At 69.4% G+C, this 18,848-nt stretch carries 21 protein-coding genes and 3 pseudogenes; 5 read left to right on the top strand and 19 right to left on the bottom strand.

Annotated elements, in window-relative coordinates:
* Window positions 1-193: 193 nt before the first annotated feature.
* From EES41_RS40405 to EES41_RS40375, 8 genes are all read right to left on the bottom strand, one after another.
* Window positions 194-466 (bottom strand): hypothetical protein, encoded by a 273-nt coding sequence (locus EES41_RS40405; protein ID WP_008742106.1) that lies wholly within the window; start codon window positions 464-466, stop codon window positions 194-196.
* Window positions 466-699, bottom strand: a complete 234-nt coding sequence (locus tag EES41_RS40400) for a hypothetical protein (RefSeq protein WP_008742107.1) — start codon at window positions 697-699, stop codon at window positions 466-468. Before EES41_RS40400 ends, EES41_RS40405 begins: the two co-directional genes overlap by 1 nt.
* Before the next feature lie 104 nt (window positions 700-803).
* The gene (locus tag EES41_RS40395) at window positions 804-1,145 is read right to left on the bottom strand and encodes a hypothetical protein (RefSeq protein WP_037793743.1); all 342 of its coding nucleotides are present in this window, start codon (window positions 1,143-1,145) and stop codon (window positions 804-806) included.
* A gap of 218 nt (window positions 1,146-1,363) precedes the next feature.
* On the bottom strand, window positions 1,364-1,819 hold the full coding sequence (locus EES41_RS40390) for a hypothetical protein (protein ID WP_123083506.1): 456 nt from the start codon (window positions 1,817-1,819) through the stop codon (window positions 1,364-1,366).
* Between the two features lie 460 nt (window positions 1,820-2,279).
* Window positions 2,280-2,540: a hypothetical protein gene (locus EES41_RS40385; RefSeq protein WP_008742110.1), complete on the bottom strand. Its 261-nt coding sequence runs from the start codon at window positions 2,538-2,540 to the stop codon at window positions 2,280-2,282.
* Window positions 2,537-2,935: a hypothetical protein gene (locus EES41_RS43665; protein WP_235441345.1), complete on the bottom strand. Its 399-nt coding sequence runs from the start codon at window positions 2,933-2,935 to the stop codon at window positions 2,537-2,539. The genes EES41_RS40385 and EES41_RS43665 overlap by 4 nt, the downstream gene beginning before the upstream one ends.
* A 120-nt stretch (window positions 2,936-3,055) precedes the next feature.
* Window positions 3,056-3,298 (bottom strand): hypothetical protein, encoded by a 243-nt coding sequence (locus EES41_RS43660; protein WP_164496246.1) that lies wholly within the window; start codon window positions 3,296-3,298, stop codon window positions 3,056-3,058.
* Window positions 3,299-3,738: 440 nt separating this feature from the next.
* Window positions 3,739-4,596 (bottom strand): alpha/beta fold hydrolase, encoded by an 858-nt coding sequence (locus tag EES41_RS40375; protein ID WP_123083505.1) that lies wholly within the window; start codon window positions 4,594-4,596, stop codon window positions 3,739-3,741.
* 62 nt (window positions 4,597-4,658) lie between these two features.
* Here EES41_RS40375 and EES41_RS40370 point away from each other — a divergent pair, with 62 nt between their 5' ends.
* Entirely contained in the window at window positions 4,659-5,249 is a 591-nt protein-coding gene (locus EES41_RS40370) for a TetR/AcrR family transcriptional regulator (protein ID WP_008742114.1), read from the top strand.
* Window positions 5,250-5,762: 513 nt separating this feature from the next.
* Window positions 5,763-7,319, top strand: a complete 1,557-nt coding sequence (locus EES41_RS43655) for a TnsA-like heteromeric transposase endonuclease subunit (RefSeq protein WP_254211961.1) — start codon at window positions 5,763-5,765, stop codon at window positions 7,317-7,319.
* Here the strand turns inward: EES41_RS43655 and EES41_RS40360 are convergent.
* The 7 genes and pseudogenes from EES41_RS40360 to EES41_RS40330 form a co-directional block, all read right to left on the bottom strand.
* Window positions 7,282-7,785: an NUDIX hydrolase gene (locus EES41_RS40360; protein WP_254211960.1), complete on the bottom strand. Its 504-nt coding sequence runs from the start codon at window positions 7,783-7,785 to the stop codon at window positions 7,282-7,284. The two genes, EES41_RS43655 and EES41_RS40360, sit on opposite strands and share 38 nt — an antisense overlap.
* Before the next feature lie 79 nt (window positions 7,786-7,864).
* Window positions 7,865-8,183: pseudogene (locus EES41_RS40355) on the bottom strand (trans-aconitate 2-methyltransferase); the annotation flags it as partial.
* Between the two features lie 47 nt (window positions 8,184-8,230).
* The gene (locus EES41_RS40350; protein WP_123083503.1) at window positions 8,231-8,740 is read right to left on the bottom strand and encodes a hypothetical protein; all 510 of its coding nucleotides are present in this window, start codon (window positions 8,738-8,740) and stop codon (window positions 8,231-8,233) included.
* A gap of 22 nt (window positions 8,741-8,762) precedes the next feature.
* The gene (locus EES41_RS40345) at window positions 8,763-9,833 is read right to left on the bottom strand and encodes a MerR family transcriptional regulator (RefSeq protein ID WP_123083502.1); all 1,071 of its coding nucleotides are present in this window, start codon (window positions 9,831-9,833) and stop codon (window positions 8,763-8,765) included.
* Between the two features lie 103 nt (window positions 9,834-9,936).
* Window positions 9,937-10,916, bottom strand: a pseudogene (locus EES41_RS40340) (IS5 family transposase).
* 191 nt (window positions 10,917-11,107) lie between these two features.
* A pseudogene (locus EES41_RS40335) lies at window positions 11,108-11,278 on the bottom strand (terminal protein); the annotation flags it as partial.
* A gap of 150 nt (window positions 11,279-11,428) precedes the next feature.
* Window positions 11,429-11,884, bottom strand: a complete 456-nt coding sequence (locus EES41_RS40330; protein ID WP_123083501.1) for a DUF732 domain-containing protein — start codon at window positions 11,882-11,884, stop codon at window positions 11,429-11,431.
* A 154-nt stretch (window positions 11,885-12,038) separates the two neighbouring features.
* On the opposite strand from EES41_RS40330, the gene EES41_RS44005 reads away from it, so the two are divergent.
* Complete coding sequence (locus EES41_RS44005; protein WP_302186206.1) at window positions 12,039-12,170, top strand: hypothetical protein; 132 nt, start codon at window positions 12,039-12,041, stop codon at window positions 12,168-12,170.
* A gap of 170 nt (window positions 12,171-12,340) precedes the next feature.
* On the opposite strand, the gene EES41_RS40325 is transcribed toward EES41_RS44005, so the two are convergent.
* Window positions 12,341-13,411, bottom strand: coding sequence for a hypothetical protein (locus EES41_RS40325; RefSeq protein WP_254211958.1), 1,071 nt, complete (start codon window positions 13,409-13,411; stop codon window positions 12,341-12,343).
* Window positions 13,408-16,863, bottom strand: a complete 3,456-nt coding sequence (locus tag EES41_RS40320) for a DNA polymerase III subunit alpha (protein WP_123083499.1) — start codon at window positions 16,861-16,863, stop codon at window positions 13,408-13,410. The genes EES41_RS40325 and EES41_RS40320 overlap by 4 nt, the downstream gene beginning before the upstream one ends.
* Window positions 16,864-17,024: 161 nt before the next feature.
* Between EES41_RS40320 and EES41_RS40315 the strand changes: the two genes are divergently transcribed.
* Together EES41_RS40315 and EES41_RS42000 are read left to right on the top strand one after the other, a co-directional pair.
* Window positions 17,025-18,020 carry a Ku protein gene (locus EES41_RS40315; RefSeq protein ID WP_367995825.1) on the top strand — a complete coding sequence of 332 codons (996 nt, stop codon included), beginning with the start codon at window positions 17,025-17,027 and terminating at the stop codon, window positions 18,018-18,020.
* Window positions 18,017-18,157 carry a hypothetical protein gene (locus tag EES41_RS42000; protein WP_164496250.1) on the top strand — a complete coding sequence of 47 codons (141 nt, stop codon included), beginning with the start codon at window positions 18,017-18,019 and terminating at the stop codon, window positions 18,155-18,157. Before EES41_RS40315 ends, EES41_RS42000 begins: the two co-directional genes overlap by 4 nt.
* A 56-nt stretch (window positions 18,158-18,213) precedes the next feature.
* Here EES41_RS42000 and EES41_RS40310 read toward each other — a convergent pair whose 3' ends face one another.
* Entirely contained in the window at window positions 18,214-18,414 is a 201-nt protein-coding gene (locus EES41_RS40310) for a hypothetical protein (protein WP_008742125.1), read from the bottom strand.
* A gap of 128 nt (window positions 18,415-18,542) precedes the next feature.
* Complete coding sequence (locus EES41_RS40305; protein WP_008742126.1) at window positions 18,543-18,809, bottom strand: metal-sensitive transcriptional regulator; 267 nt, start codon at window positions 18,807-18,809, stop codon at window positions 18,543-18,545.
* Between the last annotated feature and the right edge of the window lie 39 nt (window positions 18,810-18,848).

Here is an 18,848-nt window from a genome sequence, read left to right as displayed (position 1 = left end):
CCGCCGAGATCCGCGGCGTGCACGGGACACAGGTACGCAAGCCAGGCCGCGCCCGGCCCGGGGTCCTGCGCCGGGCCTTCGCGAAGCACGGTCGCCTGGGCCTGGCACACCACCACACCATGCGCAGCCCGCCGAGGTCACGGTGGCCGGAGAGCTCCTGGACGATTGACGGCACGCCGGGCTCCTTCGCTGGTCAGACTTCGATGTAGGCGACGACAACCACGGTGCGCAGCGCGGTGACCCAGTACAGGAGCCGGACGCGTTCGATGTCGTCGGTGTACTGGCGCAGCTGGGGGCCGGCGGTGTCGCCGGGGAGGGCCTCGCCGACGTCGGGGTCGACGGAGACGACGACCAGGGCGCGGTCCAGGGCGTGGAGCTCCGCCTCGCTGGTGATGGTCTCCAACTGCTTGGCGGCGGAGTCGGAGAAGGCGATCCGGGCGCGGCGGGGGCTGTGCTGCGGGGCCATCAGGCGACGGCCGGGCGCTGGGCTGCGAGCCGGGCCAGGTGGGCCTCGCGGAGCTCCTCCCACGGCGTGCAGTCCTCCACCGACGGCAGGCCGTTGGCGGCGATGTCCTCCAGGACGGCGGCGAACTGGTCGGCGTTCTCGCGGGTCCGGGCCGCGTACGCACGGACCGCGTCGGCGGCCGCGGGCTCCAGCTGCTGCCGGACGGTGTCGGCGGGGGTCGGCTGTTCGCTCATCGAGGGCCTCCAGGGCGCGAACGGGCGTGTGTCACCACGGTATCGGCCGCACGGCGGCCGTGGGACCGCTCTGCTCAGTCGGGTACGGGGCTCGCGCCGGGGTCTCAGGCGGGCAGGCCGGGGAGGACCTGGCCGTCGGTGATCTGGGTGCGGGCGGTCAGGGCGTGGCCGTCGCAGACCACGTAGCGGTCGCCGCTGTCGGCCTGGACGGTGTGGGTGGCCGGCCCAGTGCAGGCCGTGTCCAGCCGGTCGTACGGCCAGACGTTGAAGCAGACGGGGTCCGTGCACCAGGAGTCGAAGCCATCGGCGGTGGCTCGCGCGCGGGCCTTGAGAGTCGCGCCGTGCTCGGGGCACACGCCCCACGGCACGGTGCACCGGCTCGGGTCGGCGGCGGCGCTCTGCAGGGCCTGGGCGTAGAGTGCGGCGGTGGCGCTGTCGATGCTCACCCCGGCGATTCTTCCGCATCCGTCGGCCGCCCGGCACCTATCCCGACGACTACGTTCCGTATCCGCACCCGTGAAAGTGTCACGCTGCTGCGGGTGCCGGAAAATCGGGGTCAGCCTCGTGATTACGGGCCTGACGGGCAGCGTGACACCCACCGTGACAGCCGGTTCGGGCGGTGCGTGACACGGGAGCGTGACAGCCCGATGTGCACGCTCGGTGATCATCGGTCGGGCCGATCGGGAGGGGCGTCGACTTGCTGCTGCCAGGCCGACAGCCAGGTGGTGAGCTCATCCTCGGTGTAGCGGGTCGCCTGCCCCTCCAGGCTTCCGGTCGGCACTGGGATGCCACGCCTCGGCGAATGCCCTCGCATGTACTTGCGAGCTGTGGGAGCCGTCCAGGGCAGGATCTTCTTCGCGCAGGCTTCCGTCAGCGAGTACCTGGGAGGAGCCGTAGGCGGCTCGGGCGCAGTCGTGGACTGCTGCGGTCGGCTCTCGTGCTCGATCATCGGTTCCATCGTGGCCAGGATGCGGCGCAGGGGCGCGTCCGGGGCGCCGGCGGCGAGGGCCTGCGCCGCCAGCTCGGCCACGGTGGACCCGGCGGTGCGCAGGCTCGCCACCCTGCGATTGCGTAGCTCCACTGCGTCCGCGAGGTCCTTGAGCAACTCCGTCCAGTCCATGCCCCGCTCAACGTCCGTGGTCGGGCGGGAGTGACGGGCAGCGGCATGCGGGCAACCGGGATCCGGGCGCGGTGGCGGGGTGCAATGCAGGGGTACAACACGCCTGCTTGCGTTGCAGCGGAGGAGTCTTCGCAGGTCAGGCCCGCAACGGGGGTCTGTTGCAGTGTGTTGCGCGAGTGCGTTGCACGGCAGCGTTGCACCCCGTGTGCAACCGAGGGTGACGAACGCCGAGGTTGCGGGTCTGGAGCCTTACAGCTCACAGGCCGGATGATCTGAATCCTGTTCACCAGGGAAAACAGCCCGCCGCCTTATAGGTAAACAGGGCATACCGTCGTATTTTGGCTCACAGCTCACAGCTCACAGCTCACAGCTCACAGCTCACAGCTCACAGCTCACAGCTCACAGCTCACAGGCTGTCCGTCAGGGTGTTGTGAGGTGTTGTTGTCGCTCAGGGTGAACCTCACAGCAGGCGCGGGGGGAAGCAGTCGCACTGCCCGCACTTGTCGCAGCCGGCGCAGTCGAGGCAGAAGGCGAGCGGCCATGGCCCGGGGCAGGAGCAGATCGGGTTGTAGTCGGGGTCGCCTTGCCCGGGGTAGAGCGGTTCACCGAAGGGCGGCTCGGTCCAGGCGTCGACGGTCCCGTCGGCGCGGAGCTCCTCGTAGTGGTGGCCGATGTAGCTGTGCTCCTCCCAGACGGCGACGACCTCCTGGCCGTGGTTCATGCCCGGCTCCCCGGGGTGATGGCGCGGGTGAGGAACGCGGCGAGCTCGCCGGCGGCTTCGGAGTCGGCGGTGGCGAGCCGGGCCGCGAAGGGCAGCTGGTCGACGTCGGCGTCGGCCACGAGCCGGGTGAGTACCGCGAGCAGCGCGGCGTGGGCGAGGACGGGCGGGTGCAGGAGGCCGGCTGCGGCTTCGCGGGCGGCCGGGTCGGCGTAGTGCCCGCGGTGCGCGGCGAGGGCGCGGGCGAGCCAGGCGTCGACGTCGGGCTGCACGTACGACCCGGCGCGGCGGGTGAGCTCGTCGCGGACCGCTTCGTCGCCATGGCGGGGCTCGGTCTGCTCCAGCGTGCCGAGTTCGCGCAGCGCCTGGAGCTCGTCGGCGCGGACTGCGATCTGCATCGCTTCGCGCAGCTCGGCTTCCCGGGCGGCGGCGAGCTCGGCCTGGACGACGACGTCGACGTCCAGGCCGTAGACGGTGCCCGCCGGCGCCGCGGCGAGCAGCTGTGCGATGCGCTCCCACTACGCGAGCTCCGCCGGGCCACGGAGGTCGTCGGCCAGGTCCTCGTACCGGGACGCCTGCCGCGCGTCGAACCGCGCCTCTTCGAGGGCCGCCGCGACTACGCCCGCGTCCATGCCTCTCGCCTCCCGCCGTACGACGCGGCGGCCGATGCGGGCCGGGTCGACCGGCTCGCGGGGCGCGGCGACGCGTGGGGGGAGCGGACGGCGGGCGGTGTGCTGGGGCGGCCAGGGCGTGGTCATCATCGGCCTCGCAATCGTGGTCCGGACAGGGAGCGGGTCGCCGCCAGAGCGTTGTCGGCGACCCGCCGAATTGAGCCGAAGCACGGCAGGTGTCACCGGCAGAGCCAGTTGAGCTGGTGAATGAGACCGTGTGAAGCGGGCTGGTTGTCACCAGCGAGGCAGGCGGCTTGTCACCAGTGCTCATTCGGCAGCCTTCCTGTCACCAAGAGCGAAGATCGCAAGCCTCGGTCTCTCCGGGGCAATGGACGGTCTGGTGGGGGCTGATGGGGGACGAGGCGTCCTGCTCGGTACGGTACCTCGTACGCGCGCCGGCGCTGACGGGTGATCCGATGCGTCACTTCACGCGGCGCCAAGCGGCACCGGGCCCGGCTGCGGTTTCGACATCGACATCGACATCGACGGGAGGGTGGTAGCGGCTGTCGCGTCCGCCTGCCGCCCCGCGCTCAGGAGACCTTTCGGACCGGTTCCGCTCCGGTTCGGGTCAAGAAGTCGGTGAGCACTTGGGCGAGTCGTTCGGGCTGGTCCTCGGGGATGAGGGTGGACGAGTCGGCGATCTCGACCAGCCGGCCCTGCGGGTACAGCTCGGCCAGCCGGGGGCCGTGCTCACGCGGCATCAAGCGGTCCTCGGTCGCCCAAACGACCAATACCGGGCGGTCGAACTCACGCAGTCGATCGCTCCAGGCGAGCAGGGTCTCGCGTCCGGGTGCCCCGGTGGCGAATTTGGCGAAGTCCCTGCGGATGGCCCTGCTGCGGGTGGCGGGTGCGAACCAGTCGTCCATGATCTCGTCGGGGACTCCACGCAGGCTCATCCCGCCGTATCCGCCCCGGTTGTGGCGGAAGGCGGGAACGCGCATGAGCCGCGTCAGCAGCCAGACGCCGCCGGGAATCCTGCACACCTGTGCCATGGCCTTGGCCGGCCCTGGAGGAAAGTTGTCGAAGGCCTCGCAGGCCACCAGCACCAGGCGGGCGATGCGCCGGTCCTGCCCTTCCGACACCAGAAACTGTCCACCGCCCCAGTCATTGAGGACGAGGGTCACCCGGTCCAGGCCGAGCCCCGCGATGAACTCGCCCAAGAGCAGGGCGACACCGCGCTGGGACAGATCGGCATCCGGGTTCATCGGCTGACGATGACCGCCCAGGGGCAGCGTGGGCAGGACGCAGCGGTATCCGTCCAACAACGGGACCACCTTGCGCCACTGAGTCTCGTTCATCGGTAAACCGTGGGCGAGGACCAGCACAGGCCCTTCACCGCCGGTGTCCTGGTAGTCGATCGGTCCGGACGACAACTCGATCCTCGGCATCCCGGCCCCTCACTTGATAGATCGTTCTACTGTAATCTTGGCGGAGAAAGGGGTGAGGGGCAATGGGAGAGTCGAACACGCGAGCAAGAATTCAGAGGGCCGCCACGGTGCTGTTCCGCCGACACGGCTACTCGGCCACCGGCCTGAAGCGGATCGCGATGGAGGCGGACGCACCGTTCGGCTCGATCTACCACTTCTTCCCCGGCGGCAAGCAGCAACTGGCCGAGGACATGATCCGCACATCCGGAACCGAGTACGGCCGAATGGTCCTGGCCCTGCTGGACAGCGTGCCCGACCCGATGGAGTCCCTCGTGCGCGCGTTCGAAGCTGCTGCAGATGACCTTGCTGCGGCCGACTATGCCGACGCGTGCCCGATCGGGACGGTGGCCTTGGAGGTCGCGAACAGCAATGAGGTGTTGCGCATCGCGACGGCGGAGGTTTTCGAGGAGTGGGTCGGCACGGCGACGCAGTGGTTCGGCCGTTGGGTGACCGAGCCGAGGACGGCGCAGTCCCTCGCGTACTCGATGATCATGATGCTGGAGGGTGCTTTCATGCTCAGCCGGGCTGCCCGAGATCCAGAACCGCTGCGGGTGGCCGGCCGATCGATGGCCACCTTGTTGCGCACAGCCATCACTCCGGCTGGCGAGGACTGATCCCGAACACCGAGAAAGACAGCCTGTGCGTGAGCGACGCAGGTTCACGGTCGGCTCCACGCACACACCGTTCGGCGACGACAAGCCTGCCGTGGTGACAACCATCCTGCTTCGGCTCATACGGGTAATTGAGCCGAAGCTCAGGAGTTGTCACCAGCGGGACCGGCTGAGCTGGCGAATGGGGACGGTCGAGGCAGCCTGGTTGTCACACACGAGGCATCCGACTTGTCACAGACGCTCAATCAGCAGTCTTTCTGTCACCAGAAACGAAGATCGGCAGCCTGAGGTTCTCCGCGGGGCTTCGATGAGCTCATGGCCGCTACACGTGCTGGGTCGGGAAGGATAGTCGAGGCCGCTGACACTGGGTCCGTCTGGTCGCATCGGTGCAGCTGGGAGGACCTTTTCGTGCCGACGGGCGTCGACGCGGGCAGGTCCGGCCTGGATCTGGGCGACAGCTGGACGAGACGGTGGACGGTCTCGTGGCGGGCTGGCGGGGACGATACGTCCTGCTCGGTGCACGATCTCGTACATGAACCGGTGCTCACGAGCGACCCGATGCGGCACTTCACCTGGCGCCGGGACCAACGGCACCGTCCTGGCCTGCAGTTCCTGACCAGCACCGGCCGTCACCACGGCGCGGAGAGCCTGGAGGAGAGCCGGGTGCTGCTGGCCCTGGACTTCGCCGGCGACGTGGTCGACGTCGTCTCGCAGCCGCTGAGGATCTCCTTCGCCACCTGCGGGAAGCGCCGCGCCCACACCCCCGACTACCTCGCGGTGACCCGCCGCGGCATCTGGCTGATCGACGTACGCCCCGAGCCCCTGATCAAGGAGGCGGACCGGGAATCGTTCGCCGCGGCCGCCGAGGTCGCCGTCGCCTGCGGCTGGCGCTACGCGGTGGCCGCCCGCTGGCGCGAGCACTCCTTCGCAGGGCTGGACGCGATGGCGTCGCGGCGCCGGCTGCAGTCCGATCCGCTGAGGCTTCGGCCGGTGCTGCTCGCCGAGGCCGGGGGCGGGCGGAGGTTCGGCGAGCTCGCGGCGGCGACGGGCTGCGAGCCGGTCGCCCGGGCCCAACTGCTGCACCTGCTGTGGTCGAGGCTCGCCTGCGCCGGCCTCCTCCAGGTCACCGATCGCATCCTGACCGCCGACGACCTGCGCGAAGCACTCTCCCCGCTCGCACCCGAGGAGAACCGCAGCCGCAGCGGAATCCCGCCCACACGGCACCTGATCTGGGACAACGTCTTCAAGAAGCAGCGCAGCGCATGCTCCGAGCGCTTCCAGCTCGCCGCCGACACGATCGTTCCCACCTTCCGACGCACCGGCAAAGGCGGACTCCGCCTCCCCTCCACCGGCGTCGGCCTGCGACCCGAAAACATCCCCGCGTGCTTGCCCCAAGCCCTCGCCGACCGCCACCTCGGCTTCCTCTCGGACACCACGCCCAAGATGCGCCGACGCGCGGCTGCGGTCTTCCTCGTCCGTCGCGCACGCGGCGGCGGCCTGGACAAGGCCGCCCAGTTCCTCGGGATCAACCCCGAAAACAAGAGGCTCGGCTACACGCAGCTGCTGAACCGCCGCCTCCGCACCAGCGGCACAGCCCGTGACTTCGAACAAGCCCTCGACGCCATCACCGCCGAGCTCCTCGCAGGTCCCGCCATCGACTACCAGCGCCGACGCGAGGCCCTCGCCACCTGGACGCTGGAACCCGAGAACTGGCAGCACATGCTCACCCGGCTCCCGGACCTCACCAGCCATCGAAAGCCCCTCAGCGACGACCGCAGGCGCCTGGCCGTCAGCGCCTATATCTGGACCCGCGTCACCGAAGGCGAGCCCGACTTCGCACCCTGCCCGCAACACATCGCCCCCAACCCCGCACTACGCGCCGTCTGGACCCGGGAGCGACACAACGTCTTCCACTGGCTCCGCACCACTGACCACCAGCCCTACTACGGCGCCCTCAAAACCACTGCTCGAAGACCACGCCGAGCACCTGGCCAAGGAGATCGACAGACGCTGAGCCTGAGCGTGATGGGCAAGGTCAGGACCGCGCGGTCCGGAACGCCAGATACCGGCTGAAGGCTTCGTTGCTGTCGGGGGTGAAGCGCCACTCCAGCAGGGCCGACCGCAGCTCCGGCTCGGTCAGCCAGCCATGCCAGGCGACCTCGTCGGGATCAAGGACCACAGCGTCCGGCACCACGGCTTCGTGCACGCCGAGCCAGTGAGGGCTCAAGCCGCTGCGGTTGATGAACGTGAAGAGCAGGCGCGGCAGCGCACGAATGCCTAGCTCTTCGGTCAGCTCCCTCGCGGCGGCCTGTTCATAGGATTCGCCGACATTTGCGGCGCCACCGACCCCGACCTCATAGAACCCGGGGAAGCGCGATACCTGCTCCGACCGTCGGTGGACGAGGGTCCGTCCATGCTCATCACGACACACCGTCATGGCGACTCGGTGCAGCCAACCCTCCTGGATGGCCTGATGGCGGCCGACCACCATCCCCAGCACACGATCTTGATCGTCGACACGCTCCACCAGTTCATCCACGACGCACACCCTGGCAGAGCCCACTGACAACGCCGCTTCTCCAAGCCCGCAGAGGTCGACCCAGGAGAACCGGAACTCTCATCGAATAGTGGGCCAGTATGCCGCCGAGCGCGCCGTCTTTGATCGGCAGGGAATCCATCCGAGCCTCCTGGAAGCGCAGCTCCGGATGGGCCCGCCGGGCGTGATCGACCATGCCCGGGGAGAGGTCGAGACCGAAGGCGTCCGTGCCCTGTTCATGCAGCATGGCCGTCAGATGTCCGGGACCGCACTCGACATTCGAAGGTGCCGATCATGGCCCGGGAGAAGCAGTGCTCCTCCAGCCGATTTGCGAACAGCGAGGCGTACAGTTCGACGACTCCGTCGTAGGCCGCCCTGGTCTCGTTCTGATGATCCACCACCGGTCTGACAGTCCGTCCCTCCAGGGTCAGGGGGGCGTTTCTGTGCGTCACGCAGCGGAACCAGGCGCGGAGGCTCGCCGTGACCGATCCCGCCTGACGATGGCCTCAGCGACCTCTTGGATGGCGCCGCGAAGGAGGTCGCCGTAGGGATTCCGTGGAAGGCTGGGAGCGTGCGATTTGGCCGTGTCGATGTGCTTGGTGGCAGCTTCGAAGGAGCCGAGCCGCCGGTAGTTGTCGGCAAGGTTGAGGTACAGGGAGGGGTAGAAGCCGGCGATGTGGAGACCGGCGTCGTGCTCCTGGACGCGCTGCTCCGTCACGGCCTCGGCAGCGTCCAGGGCCCGGATGTCCCAGGCCAGGGCTTGGGCAGGATCGTCGTAGAGATCTGCCAGGTAGTGAGCGAGAGAGCAGCGGTGCAGCGGGTCACCGGTGACGCCGATCGTGGACCATAGGCCCAGTAGCTTCTGGCGGGCGGAAGCGGTGCCACCGGCTCGCCCCTCGGCAACAGCGTGGCCTATTGCTTCCATGGTCGGGTCGGGGCTGGCGGGTGCGGTGGTCATGGAGTGTTCCTCGTTGTCTTTCTCAGGCGGCATGGTCGGACTTAATTGGCATGGCCAGGGTGGTGAGATCGCCGCGATCCGCGGAGCGGATCGTGACGGGCTGGTCGTGTCCTCGCAGGTCGAGCAGTACGTCAGGACCGATCGCGGTGCTCACGGCGGGATAGAGCGTGGTCAGCTCGAAGCAGATCCGGAGGGGCCGGCCCGTCGCGGTGGCTGGAAGTGTGATGCCGGAGTGTTCCTCGTCCGCTGACGCGACGTTCACTGCGTGATCGGCGACATGCAGTGCGACGCGCTCGCCGGGTTGTTCTTCCAGGGCTCGCAGAAGCAGGTCCTTCGAGACCGCCGCACGAGTGCTGACTTTGCCCAGTGACGCGAGCATCAACCGGTAGTCGGGGAACTCCGCGGGCAGCAATCGGCAGTGCTGGCCCTCCCGGTCGTCCACGCGGAACCAGATCCCGTTCGAGACCGCTTCCAGTCGCACCAGCGGACTGCGACGGATCTCGGCGACCGCAGCTCGCAGCTCGGCGCCGTTGACCGTGCCAGCCCACGTCTGCCTCGGTGCTTCAGCCGGCACCAGCGTTCTGGTGGAGAGTCGGTATCGGTCCGTTGCAGTCAGCGTGACTGCCTCATGACTCGCCTCGATGCGCACACCGGCGAGTTCCGCAATGCCACGCTCGTGCGCGGTCGCGGTCAGGACCTGCTCGACCGCGGCCGCCAGCACGGGCCCCTTCACCGCCGTAATCGGAAGACCCGGCGCGTCGCCGAGCGCGGACTTGATGACAGCGGCCTTCTGCTGCACGGCCGCTGCCTCTCCGACGACCTTCGCGACATGCTCATCGAGGAGCCGGGAAGCCTCGTCAGCCCCGGAACCAAGCACAGCCTCGACAACGGCCAGGGGCATGGCGAGCTCGCGGAGCTGACGCAACGTGGTCCCCCGAACCACCTGGGCAGTGCTGTAGTAGCGGTAGCCCGAGGCCGGGTCGACCTCGGCAGGGGGCAGCAGCCCGGAGTCGGCGTAGAACCGCAGTGCGCTGGAGGTCAGTCCACTGCGTTGGGCGAAGACCCCGATCGGCATCAGCTCATCATTTGGCACCGCGTCATCATCGAGCTTCAACCAACTTGAAGGTCAACACCGACAAGCACTGACACCACCTCATGGCCAGCAACACCCAGCTAGGGCGTGTGTGAGGTTGTGATCAGTCGGCGGGCTTGAGGAGGTCGTCGATCCAGATCATTGCGGCGCGGAGGTGGAGGCCGGCGAGGTAGCTGTCTGGGGTTTTGTCGTATCGGGTGGCGATGCCTCGCCAGGCCTTCAGCTTGTCGATCAGGCGTTCGACGGTGTTCCGCTGCTTGTAGAGGTCGGCGTCGTGGCTGATGGGCCGGCCGCCTCGTGCGCCCTTCTTCTTACGGTTGGCGGCCTGGTCTCGTTTCTCGGGGATGACGGCTTTGATTCCGCGTTTTCGCAGGTAGGAGCGATTGCCGCGGGATGAGTAGGCCTTGTCCGCAGCGACCGCACCAGGTCTGGTGCGGGGACGGCCTACCGGCAGGCGAACTCGTACTCTCGCGAGCACGGGGACGAACTGCGGGCTGTCCCCGGCCTGCCCGGCGGTCAGGACCAGTGCGAGGGGACGGCACTGGCGGTCCGCGGCGAGGTGAATCTTGCTGGTGAGGCCGCCCCGGGACCTGCCGAGCAGGGCTTCCTTCAGACGGAGCTTGTGTCGGCGTCGGACGCGCTGCCGTTCGGCCTGTCCGTTCTGTTCCTCCGCGCCGCCCCCTTTTGGCGGGCTGCTTCCTGCTCCTGCGCGGCTTCTTCCAGGGCCTTCATGAGGTGCTTGCTGACGCGCATCCCCGCCGCGTCGTGGTGGGCGCGGACCGTGGTGGAGTCCACGCTGATCAGCGACAGGTCCGCCCTTTCGGCGACGGCCCCCTGGGCGATCAGGCCTTCCAGCAGGGCGGTAAAGACGCCGGCGTCCCGCCAGACGCGGAAGCGTCCGTAGACGGTGGCCCAGGGGCCGAACTCGGCAGGCATCTCCCGCCACTGGGCACTGGACCTGAACCGCCAGATCACACCCTCGAACTGCTCCCGCAACCGCTCCGGGTACGGGCCGTATCTACCGATCGGCAGATACGGCTCGATGAACTTCCACTGGGCATTGGTGAGTTGCCTGCGTGTCACGACCACAGTCCTACCGGGTTCCACCCCGCGAAGAGGACAGAACTCAGGAACTGATCACGACATCACACAGGCCCTAGGAGGCCGGACACGGATGACCACAGTTGTCGACCTGTCGCGCTCAGGCTCAACCGCCCACAACACCGTCGGTGACAACCAGCCTGCCTATGTGACAACCATCGTGCTTCGGCTCAGCGCTCGGCCAGGGCCTTGGTCGAGCCCTTCGCGCGCGTGAGGAGGAATTTCATCTGGGCCTTTGCGGATTTCGGCGCGGGCCGGGTGAAAGCCTTCCGCTCCGCCCGCGAGAGGGCCGCCAAGACCTTGCCGCGGCCCGGGGCCGGCTGCTGTGCATCGTCGTTCGTCATACCGGCACGCTCTGGGAGCCGGCTTGGCCGTATAGGTCACAGTCGGTCCGCTTGGCCATGCGGCTTCCTCGTCTGCGGGGTGCCGCCCGGGGCCCCCGTCCCGGGCGGCCGTACCCGCACCCACCCGCACCGTGGTGTTCTGTGGCTCCGTCAGTACGTGGGGCAGAGGTTGGTTTGTACGGCGGCGAGGATGAAGGCGGCCTTGGTGGGGCCGAAGCCGTCCGGATGGTTGGGGCTGATGAAGCGCCGGTTTGTGGACTCGACACGCTTGGTCGGGTCCTTCTCGTCCTTCATGGACTGGCACTGGCTCAGCCCGCGGCTGATGGCCTTGTCGTCCTTGCCGTTGACGATCTCGGGGTCGATCTTGTTGAGCGCGGCGAGGTAGATGGTGCGCTGCTCGGGGGTGGGGCTGGGCGGGATGCCGGCGGCTGCGGCTGCGGCTGCGGCTGCGGAGCTGAGCGCCTCGGGGTCGGTGCTCGACTGCGGTGCGGACGTCGGTGCGCCGACCTTGGCGTCGGGCTTGGACTTGCTGGTGACGGCCTCGGAGCAGCCGGTGAGGGCGAGGAGGCCGGCGGCCGCGAGGAGGGTGAAGTGGTGTGTGCGCATCTCGTCATGGTGTCGGCACCGGGATCTGGGTGGGTGGGCTGTGACTGCTCTGTGACGCGCGAAAGCCCCGCACGTTGGCGGGACTTCTCTGTCCGGGCACGTGGTTCCCCGCCGGGCACTACCAGATGTAGAAGGGGCATCACGCTGACGGGCAATGATGCGGGTCCGCCTCGCCGCCGTCTCCTTCGCCGACCGCGACCGCGACCGCGACCGCGACCGCGACCGCGACCGCGCCGATGACGAGCTCGCACTCGTCGCGCGGTTGTGGCGCGGATACCTTGGCTAGCCCTGCGGGGCCCATGTCGAGGACGAGGATCAATTCGCCGAACGACGGATGCGCTACGGCTACCCCGACAGCGTTGTCGAGGCGGCCCGGCAGACCTGCGAGTGGTTGATGGAGAGGGTCCGTCGCGACGGCGATGGTGGTGGCGACGAACCCTTCGCGTCGACGTACCGCTACTGGCTCGGCCTCATCGGATAGCCCCTCCTCAGCGACATCCGCTTCGAGTCGTGCGACGGGGTATTCCCCTTGGTCCTTTTGGCGAGGGCGGCGGTTCGGATAGTGCCGGTGCCGTAGCGGGCACGGGCCCGGTCGGTGACCGCTTCGATGGCCAAGGCGCGGTCGTCGCCGGCGTCGAGGGTGAGTTGCTGGGTGGCTTCACTCGAGGGTCGGAGGTCGTGTGCGCGCAGGCCGATGGCTCGGACACGGGCGCGCTGGAGGGCGAGCAGGTCGTAGAGCTCGTAGGCGGTGGTGGCTATCGGCCGGGTGTGGGCGGTGGCTTCGGCGAGGGTGCGGCGTCGGGTGCTGGTGCTGCGGTCGGCGTAGCGGACGGACAGGGCCAGTCCGCCCGCGGCTTGCTGCCCGTCGCGCAGGCGGGCGGCGACTTCCTCGGCCAGATCGAGCAGGGTCCGGCGGTGTTCGGCCGGGTCCAGGGCGTCGTGCTCGAAGGCGCGGTCGGCAGCCAGGGACTTCGCGATCGGCTGCGTCTGGACGGTGCGCGGGTCCTGTCCGTGGGCGTGGGCGTGCAGGGCGCGGCCGGCGGAGGCGCCGAAGAGCCGGACGAGAGTGGGCAGGGGGGTCTCGGCGACGTCCCCGATGGTGTGGAGGCCGTACGTGCGCAGCTTGGCCGCGGTCGCCGGGCCGATGCCGTAGAGGGCCGCGACCGGGCGCGGCCGCAGCCACCGCTCGACGTCGCCCGTGTCGATCACGGTGGTCATGCCGGGCGGGGTGGCCGCGGCCGCCATCGTGGCCAGCATCCGGTTCGGTGCCACAGCGCACGTGGTCTGCACACCGTGCAGGGCCATCGTGCGCAGTCTCAGGAGCGCGGCGACTCCTTCGGGGTCGCGTTGCCAGTAGCGGAGCGCGCCGGTGATGTCGAGGTGCGCGGCGTCCGGCTCGATCGCCTGAACGCGCGGGGTGATTCCCTCGGCGACGGCCAGGAGCTGCGCGTACAGGTCCGTGTCGTCGTTGTGGGGGAGGTGCCAGTGGGCGTGGAGGATGCGGCGTTCGGCCATGGCGATTGTCACCCGGCGCTTCCGGGGCTGGTGTAGCCGAGGTTCTTGAGGTCGGCGGAGCGGGTGCCGGCGGGTTGGAGGTCGGCGTAGGGGTGGAGCTTCGCGCCGGTGGTTCCGTTGGCCAGGGTGCGCGCGGGGGCGCCGCTCTGCGCGGGGGTGGGGGCGAGCCGGCTCTGGCCGAGGAGGGTGAGGACGGCTTCGGGGCCGTGGTCGCGGCGGGCGGCGGCGAGTTCTTCCAGGTCCCACACCATCTGCCCGACAACGGTGCGCCGCGGCCCGCGCGCCTCGACGGTGCCACGCACGAGCAGCAGCGCGGAGTGGAAGACGGTGTGGGCGACGGCATCGTGGCTGTCCTCGAAGAAGGCGATGTCGACCAGTCCGGAGCCGTCCTCCAGGGTGACGAAGATGACGCGCTTGCCCGAGGGGATGGGCGGGGTCTGTGTGGAGGCGCGCACGCCCGCGACCAGGACCCGCTGCCCGGGATACATGGCCTTCAGGTGGGCGGCGTCGGTGGCGCCGATCTCGCGCAGCAGGCGGTGGTGGTGGGTCATCAGGTGCCGGGACACGTCGATCTTCAGTACGTCGATCTCCGCGCTGAGGGCCTCGCGGCTGGTCATCTCGGGAAGCCCGGACGGCTCGGCGGTGACGAGTTCCCCGCCGAGGGGGAGCTGGCCGTCGGCGGGCCGGGCCCTGGTGTGGGCGTGGAGCTCGGCGGCCTGCAGGAGGAGGTCGCGGCGGGTGAGCGGTCCGCGTAGCGGGTCGAGGGCGCCGATCTGGATGAGGCGTTCGGCGATCGGGAGGGCGGGGCGGGCGCGCTGCCAGAAGTCCTGGAGGCTGTTGTAGGGCTGGCCGGACGTGATCCTGGCGACCTGGTCCTCGCTGATCCCCTTCACCGACGACATCGAGAGCCGCACACCCCACACCCCGCCCTCGGTCTGCTCGATCCGGTAGTCGGCGGCGGAGCGGTTGATGTCGACGTTCAGAACGGGCACGTCGTGTCGGCGGGCGTCCGAGACGATCACCCGCGGCGGCCACATCCCCGGATCGTGCTCCAGCAGGCCCGCGTACAGGGCGGCCGGGTGGTGGGCCTTGAGCCATGCGGACTGCAGCGCGGGGACCGCGAAGGCGACGGCGTGGGCGCGGCAGAAGCCGTAGGCGCCAAACCCCTTGATGATCTCCCACACCTCGTCCAAGACCGCGCGGGAGTAGCCGCGTCGGCCGGCCTCGCCCTTGAACCAGGCTTCCACCTGCGGCAGGCGCTCCCTGTTTGCGAGTGCGCGGCGGGCGACCTCAGCCAGTGCCCGGTCGCATCCGGTGAGAACGGCGAACATGTCGATGATCTGCTCGTGCCAGATCGTCACCCCGTACGTGGAGGACAGGACTGGGACCAGGTCAGGGTGGGGGTACTGGGGGGCGGCGCCGTGGCGGGCGGCGATGTAGAGGGCGGGCATGCCGCCCTTGACCGGCCCGGGCCGGAAGAGGCTGATGTCGGCGATGACGTCCTGGACGTCGCGCGGCTGGAGCCGGCCGACCAGGTCCTGCTGGCCGGGCGACTCCAGCTGGAACATCCCGATGTTGTCGCTCTTGCGGATCAGGTCGAAGGCGTCCGGGTCGCCGAGGGGGACGTGGTCGGGGTTGTCGAGGTCGATCTGGCGGCCGGTCGTGCGGCGGACCTCTTTGACGGCGTGCGCCATCGCGGACTGCATCCGCACCCCGAGGACGTCGAGCTTGAGCAGGCCGAGGTCTTCGACGTCCTCCTTGTCGGCCTGGACCATCGGGTACTGGCCGCCCGGGGTCGGCTGCACCGGCAGCCGCTCCAGCAGGCTCGAGTTGGAGAGGATCACCCCGCACGGGTGCATGGCGATCCCCCGCGGCAGCTTGTCCAGGCCTTCGGCCAGCTCCCACAGCGGCCCGAACGAGTCGGCCTCGGATGCGAGCTGCTTCAGCTCCGGCAGCGTCGCGAGGGCGTCGCGGATGTCGCAGGCCCGGATGTGCGGGAACGACTTCGCGATCCGGTCGACCACCTGGGGTGCGATGCCCAGGGCGAGGCCGGTGTCGCGCAGGGCGTGCCGGGCCCGGTAGGTCTCCGGCATGCCGGTCACCGCGACCCGGTCGGTGCCGAAGCGCTCGATGATCCGGTCGTAGACCTCAAGCCGGCGCGCGGACTCGACATCGACGTCGATGTCCGGGAGCGAGGACCTGCGCTCCGACAGGAAGCGCTCGAAGAGCAGGTCGTGGTCCAGCGGGTTCGCCGTCGCCACGAACAAGGCGTGGTTGACCATCGAACCGGCACCCGAGCCCCGGGCCGCGACCCGGATGCCCATCGCGCGGACGTCCGCCACCACCTGGGCGACCGCCAGGAAGTACGCCTCGTACTCCAGCTTCCCGATGACCCCGAGCTCGTACTCGAGCTGCTCGACCGCGCGCCGGTCCCGGTCCAGGCCGCGCGCGAACATGCCCGTTTCACACCGCTGCCGCAGCAGGCGCATCGCGCCGCCCGGGCCCGGTTCGGCGCCGACCACTTCTGGCTCGGGGAAGTGCGGCGTGCCCAGCCCGAGATCGGCGACCGGATCGAGGACGCACTCCTCTCCGGCCCGCACGGTCTCCGCCAGCAGCGCGGCCGCGCGGCCGCTGTCGGCGCCGGACGCTTCCGCGATCCGCTCAGCGGCGGCCTGCATGGCGGCCGGGTCCTTCAGCCAGCGCTCGCCGCAGTCCAGGCGGCGGCGGTCGATCGGCCGCAGTAGTCGGCCCGCATCCAGCACGTCGGCGATCCGGTGCTGCGCTGGATCCGCGTACCGAACCGCGTTGGTCAGCACCGCGCGGACTCCGAGCTGGTCGGCGAGACCTATGGTGCGGGCGGCCAGCCGCAGCGAGCCCGGCCCTGTGCCGGGCACACCCCAGCACACCGTCTCCAGCCGCAGATTCGCGCCGGCCATCTCCCGCCAGGGGGCGATCAGGTGCTCGGCGAGGTCGGGCCTCCCCGCCGACAGGGCGCGTGCCGGTTCCGAGACCGGCCCCAGCAGGACCACCAGGTCCTCGTCCGCATACCGCCCGAGCGTCTCCCAGGACACCACCGGCAGAGCGCCCGCCGCATCGGCGTGCGCATCCGACACCAACCGGCACAGGCGAGCCCATCCCGCGGTGCTCCGCGCGAGCAGCGTGACCCGAAGCGGCGGCTCCACCACGTGCGCGCCGCCGCGCACCGGGGTGCGGGGCCGGATCGTGGATCCGGGGCGGGCCGGGGTGTGAGGGGCGACTGCGACGTCGACGCCGAAGACGGGGCGGATGCCGGCGGCCGTGGCCGCCTTCGCGAACCGCACGGCGCCGGTCACGGTGTCGCGGTCGGTCAGCGCGAGCGTGCCGATCCCGCGCTCCGTGGCCCTGCGGACCAGATCGCGGGGATGGGAGGCGCCGTAGCGGGCCGAGTAGCCGCTCGCCACGTGGAGGTGGACGCCGTTGCTCATACCCACCTCCCACGGCCGAACAGTTTCAGACGATATGGCTGAAATTCCTCCTTCCAAGATATCGAACGAAAATCGAACAAGGCGAATCGGTTACTCCGACGTAGGGATGCGATCACCGGGCCGAAGCAGTCAGCTGGAAGGACGAGGGGAGACTGGAGGAGGTGGCGACTGTGGCTCGTCCCGTTTGGGCTGGAAACTTGTCATTCGGCCTGGTTAGCCTGCCGGTGGGCCTCTACACGGCCACCGACAGCCACACCATCCACTTCCACCAGCTCCAGCGCGGCACCTCCGACCGGATCCGCAACCGCCGGATCAACGAGCGCACGGGCGACGAGGTAGAGCTGACGGACATCGTCAAGGGCTACGACGCCGGCGACGAGTACGTTCTGGTCGAGCCGAAGGAACTCGACGACATCGCACCGGGCCGCTCCCGGTCGCTGGACATCGCCGGGTTCGTCGACCTGGCGGAGGTCGACCCGATCTTCTTCGACAAGACCTACTACCTCGGCCCGCGCGGCAAGGAGTTCGGGAAGGTCTACAGCCTGCTGGAGCAGGCCCTGGCCAAGGCAGACAAGGCGGGCATCGCCACCTTCGTGATGCGCCAGCACCAGTACCTGGTCGCCCTCAAGGCCGAGAACGGACTTCTCACCCTGCACACGCTGCACTGGGCGGATGAGATCCGGAACCCGAAGAAGGAGATCGACACCCTGCCCGGGAAAGTGAAGGCTTCGGACAAGGAGCTGAGGATGGCCGAGCAGCTCATCGGCGCCATGAGCATGACCTGGGACCCCGAAGAGTTCCACGACACCTTCCAGGAAAAGGTCGCCGACCTCATCGAGGCCAAGAAGGCCGACGAGACCGTGGAGAAGGCCGAACCCGCCGCAGAGCCGACAGGCGTCGTCGACCTCATGGAGGCCCTGCGCGCCAGCGTCGAGCGCGCCGGAAGCCCGAAGACCACAGGCGGGAAGGCCACGGTCTCCGGGAAGACCGCGGTCGGGAAGAAGCCGACGGCGAAGAAGCGGATCCGCTCCGCCCCGCAGGAGGACCTGACCGACGTGTCGAAGGCAGACCTCTACAAGAGAGCGGCTGCTGCCAACGTCCCCGGCCGCTCGAACATGACCCGCGACGACCTGGTGAAGGCGCTGTCCCGAACATGACCGAGACAGATCGCGACCGGCACGACCCGTCCGCCTTCGCCACCGCCCGCGCACGCCTGGCAGCCGACCGCGCCGACACCCTGAGCCGCGACCCCTCACAGTGGCCCCGCTGGCGTGAGGACGTCGCGGTCGAGTGACTTGCTCGTACGGGACGGTGCAGGCGGGGCGTGACAGAGCCCGGCGCTCGTGCGCTCTACATGCGGGTGGCGGCGAAACCGATGAGGATGACCGCAGTGATCACGATGCCGGTCAGCCCGGCCCAGCCGCCCAGAAGTGCGCATGCCGCCACGATGGCGAAGGCGCCCAGCATCAGTGCGGCGAACGCCCAGGCCGACAACCCACGGTCATCACTGTCTTCTGCATGCGTCTTCGCTTTCTTGGTCACCGTGCGCACGGTATCGAGTCTGGCCGGCGGGTCTCGCGTCGGGGGCTCACGGGCGGGACGCGACGCTGCGCCATGGCCGGTGCGGGTATGCGGACGGCCCGGTTCGCGGTGGCGGCCGGGCCGTTCGGGGTGGTGCGTCAGGCGAGGGCGAGGAAGAGCTTTTCGAGTTCTTCCTCGGTCATGGGGGCCTGGTTCGCATCGGTGTTGGTCATGCACTGGCGCATGCCGCTGGCGACGATTTTGAAGCCGGCGCGGTCCAGGGCTTTGGAGACGGCGGCGAGCTGTGTGACGACGTCTTTGCAGTCGCGGCCGGCTTCGATCATGGCGATGACGCCGGTGAGTTGGCCTTGGGCGCGGCGCAGGCGGTTGAGGACTGCGCTGACTGAGTCGTCGTCGACTTTCACCGGGTGCCTCCTGGCCTTGTCTGTTCTTACCCCATGGTA

It is taken from the genome of Streptomyces sp. ADI95-16 (genome assembly GCF_003721495.1).
Taxonomy (GTDB): Bacteria; Actinomycetota; Actinomycetes; order Streptomycetales; family Streptomycetaceae; genus Streptomyces; species Streptomyces goshikiensis.
The sequence above is the reverse complement of the archived record's forward strand: the minus strand, read 5'-3'. Positions and strand labels throughout refer to the sequence as shown.

Excerpts from the sequence above, each read along its gene's own strand:
- EES41_RS43660 (WP_164496246.1), bottom strand. The coding sequence starts at position 3,298 with ATGATGACCACGCCCTGGCCGCCCCAGCACACCGCCCGCCGTCCGCTC.
- EES41_RS40385 (WP_008742110.1), bottom strand. The coding sequence starts at position 2,540 with ATGAACCACGGCCAGGAGGTCGTCGCCGTCTGGGAGGAGCACAGCTAC.
- EES41_RS40350 (WP_123083503.1), bottom strand. The coding sequence starts at position 8,740 with ATGACCACCGCACCCGCCAGCCCCGACCCGACCATGGAAGCAATAGGC.
- EES41_RS40405 (WP_008742106.1), bottom strand. The coding sequence starts at position 466 with ATGGCCCCGCAGCACAGCCCCCGCCGCGCCCGGATCGCCTTCTCCGAC.
- EES41_RS40370 (WP_008742114.1), top strand. The coding sequence starts at position 4,659 with ATGGGAGAGTCGAACACGCGAGCAAGAATTCAGAGGGCCGCCACGGTG.
- EES41_RS40390 (WP_123083506.1), bottom strand. The coding sequence starts at position 1,819 with ATGGACTGGACGGAGTTGCTCAAGGACCTCGCGGACGCAGTGGAGCTA.
- EES41_RS42000 (WP_164496250.1), top strand. The coding sequence starts at position 18,017 with ATGACCGAGACAGATCGCGACCGGCACGACCCGTCCGCCTTCGCCACC.
- EES41_RS40400 (WP_008742107.1), bottom strand. The coding sequence starts at position 699 with ATGAGCGAACAGCCGACCCCCGCCGACACCGTCCGGCAGCAGCTGGAG.
- EES41_RS43665 (WP_235441345.1), bottom strand. The coding sequence starts at position 2,935 with ATGCAGATCGCAGTCCGCGCCGACGAGCTCCAGGCGCTGCGCGAACTC.
- EES41_RS40320 (WP_123083499.1), bottom strand. The coding sequence starts at position 16,863 with ATGAGCAACGGCGTCCACCTCCACGTGGCGAGCGGCTACTCGGCCCGC.
- EES41_RS40375 (WP_123083505.1), bottom strand. The coding sequence starts at position 4,596 with ATGCCGAGGATCGAGTTGTCGTCCGGACCGATCGACTACCAGGACACC.
- EES41_RS44005 (WP_302186206.1), top strand. The coding sequence starts at position 12,039 with ATGATGCGGGTCCGCCTCGCCGCCGTCTCCTTCGCCGACCGCGACCGC.
- EES41_RS40330 (WP_123083501.1), bottom strand. The coding sequence starts at position 11,884 with ATGCGCACACACCACTTCACCCTCCTCGCGGCCGCCGGCCTCCTCGCC.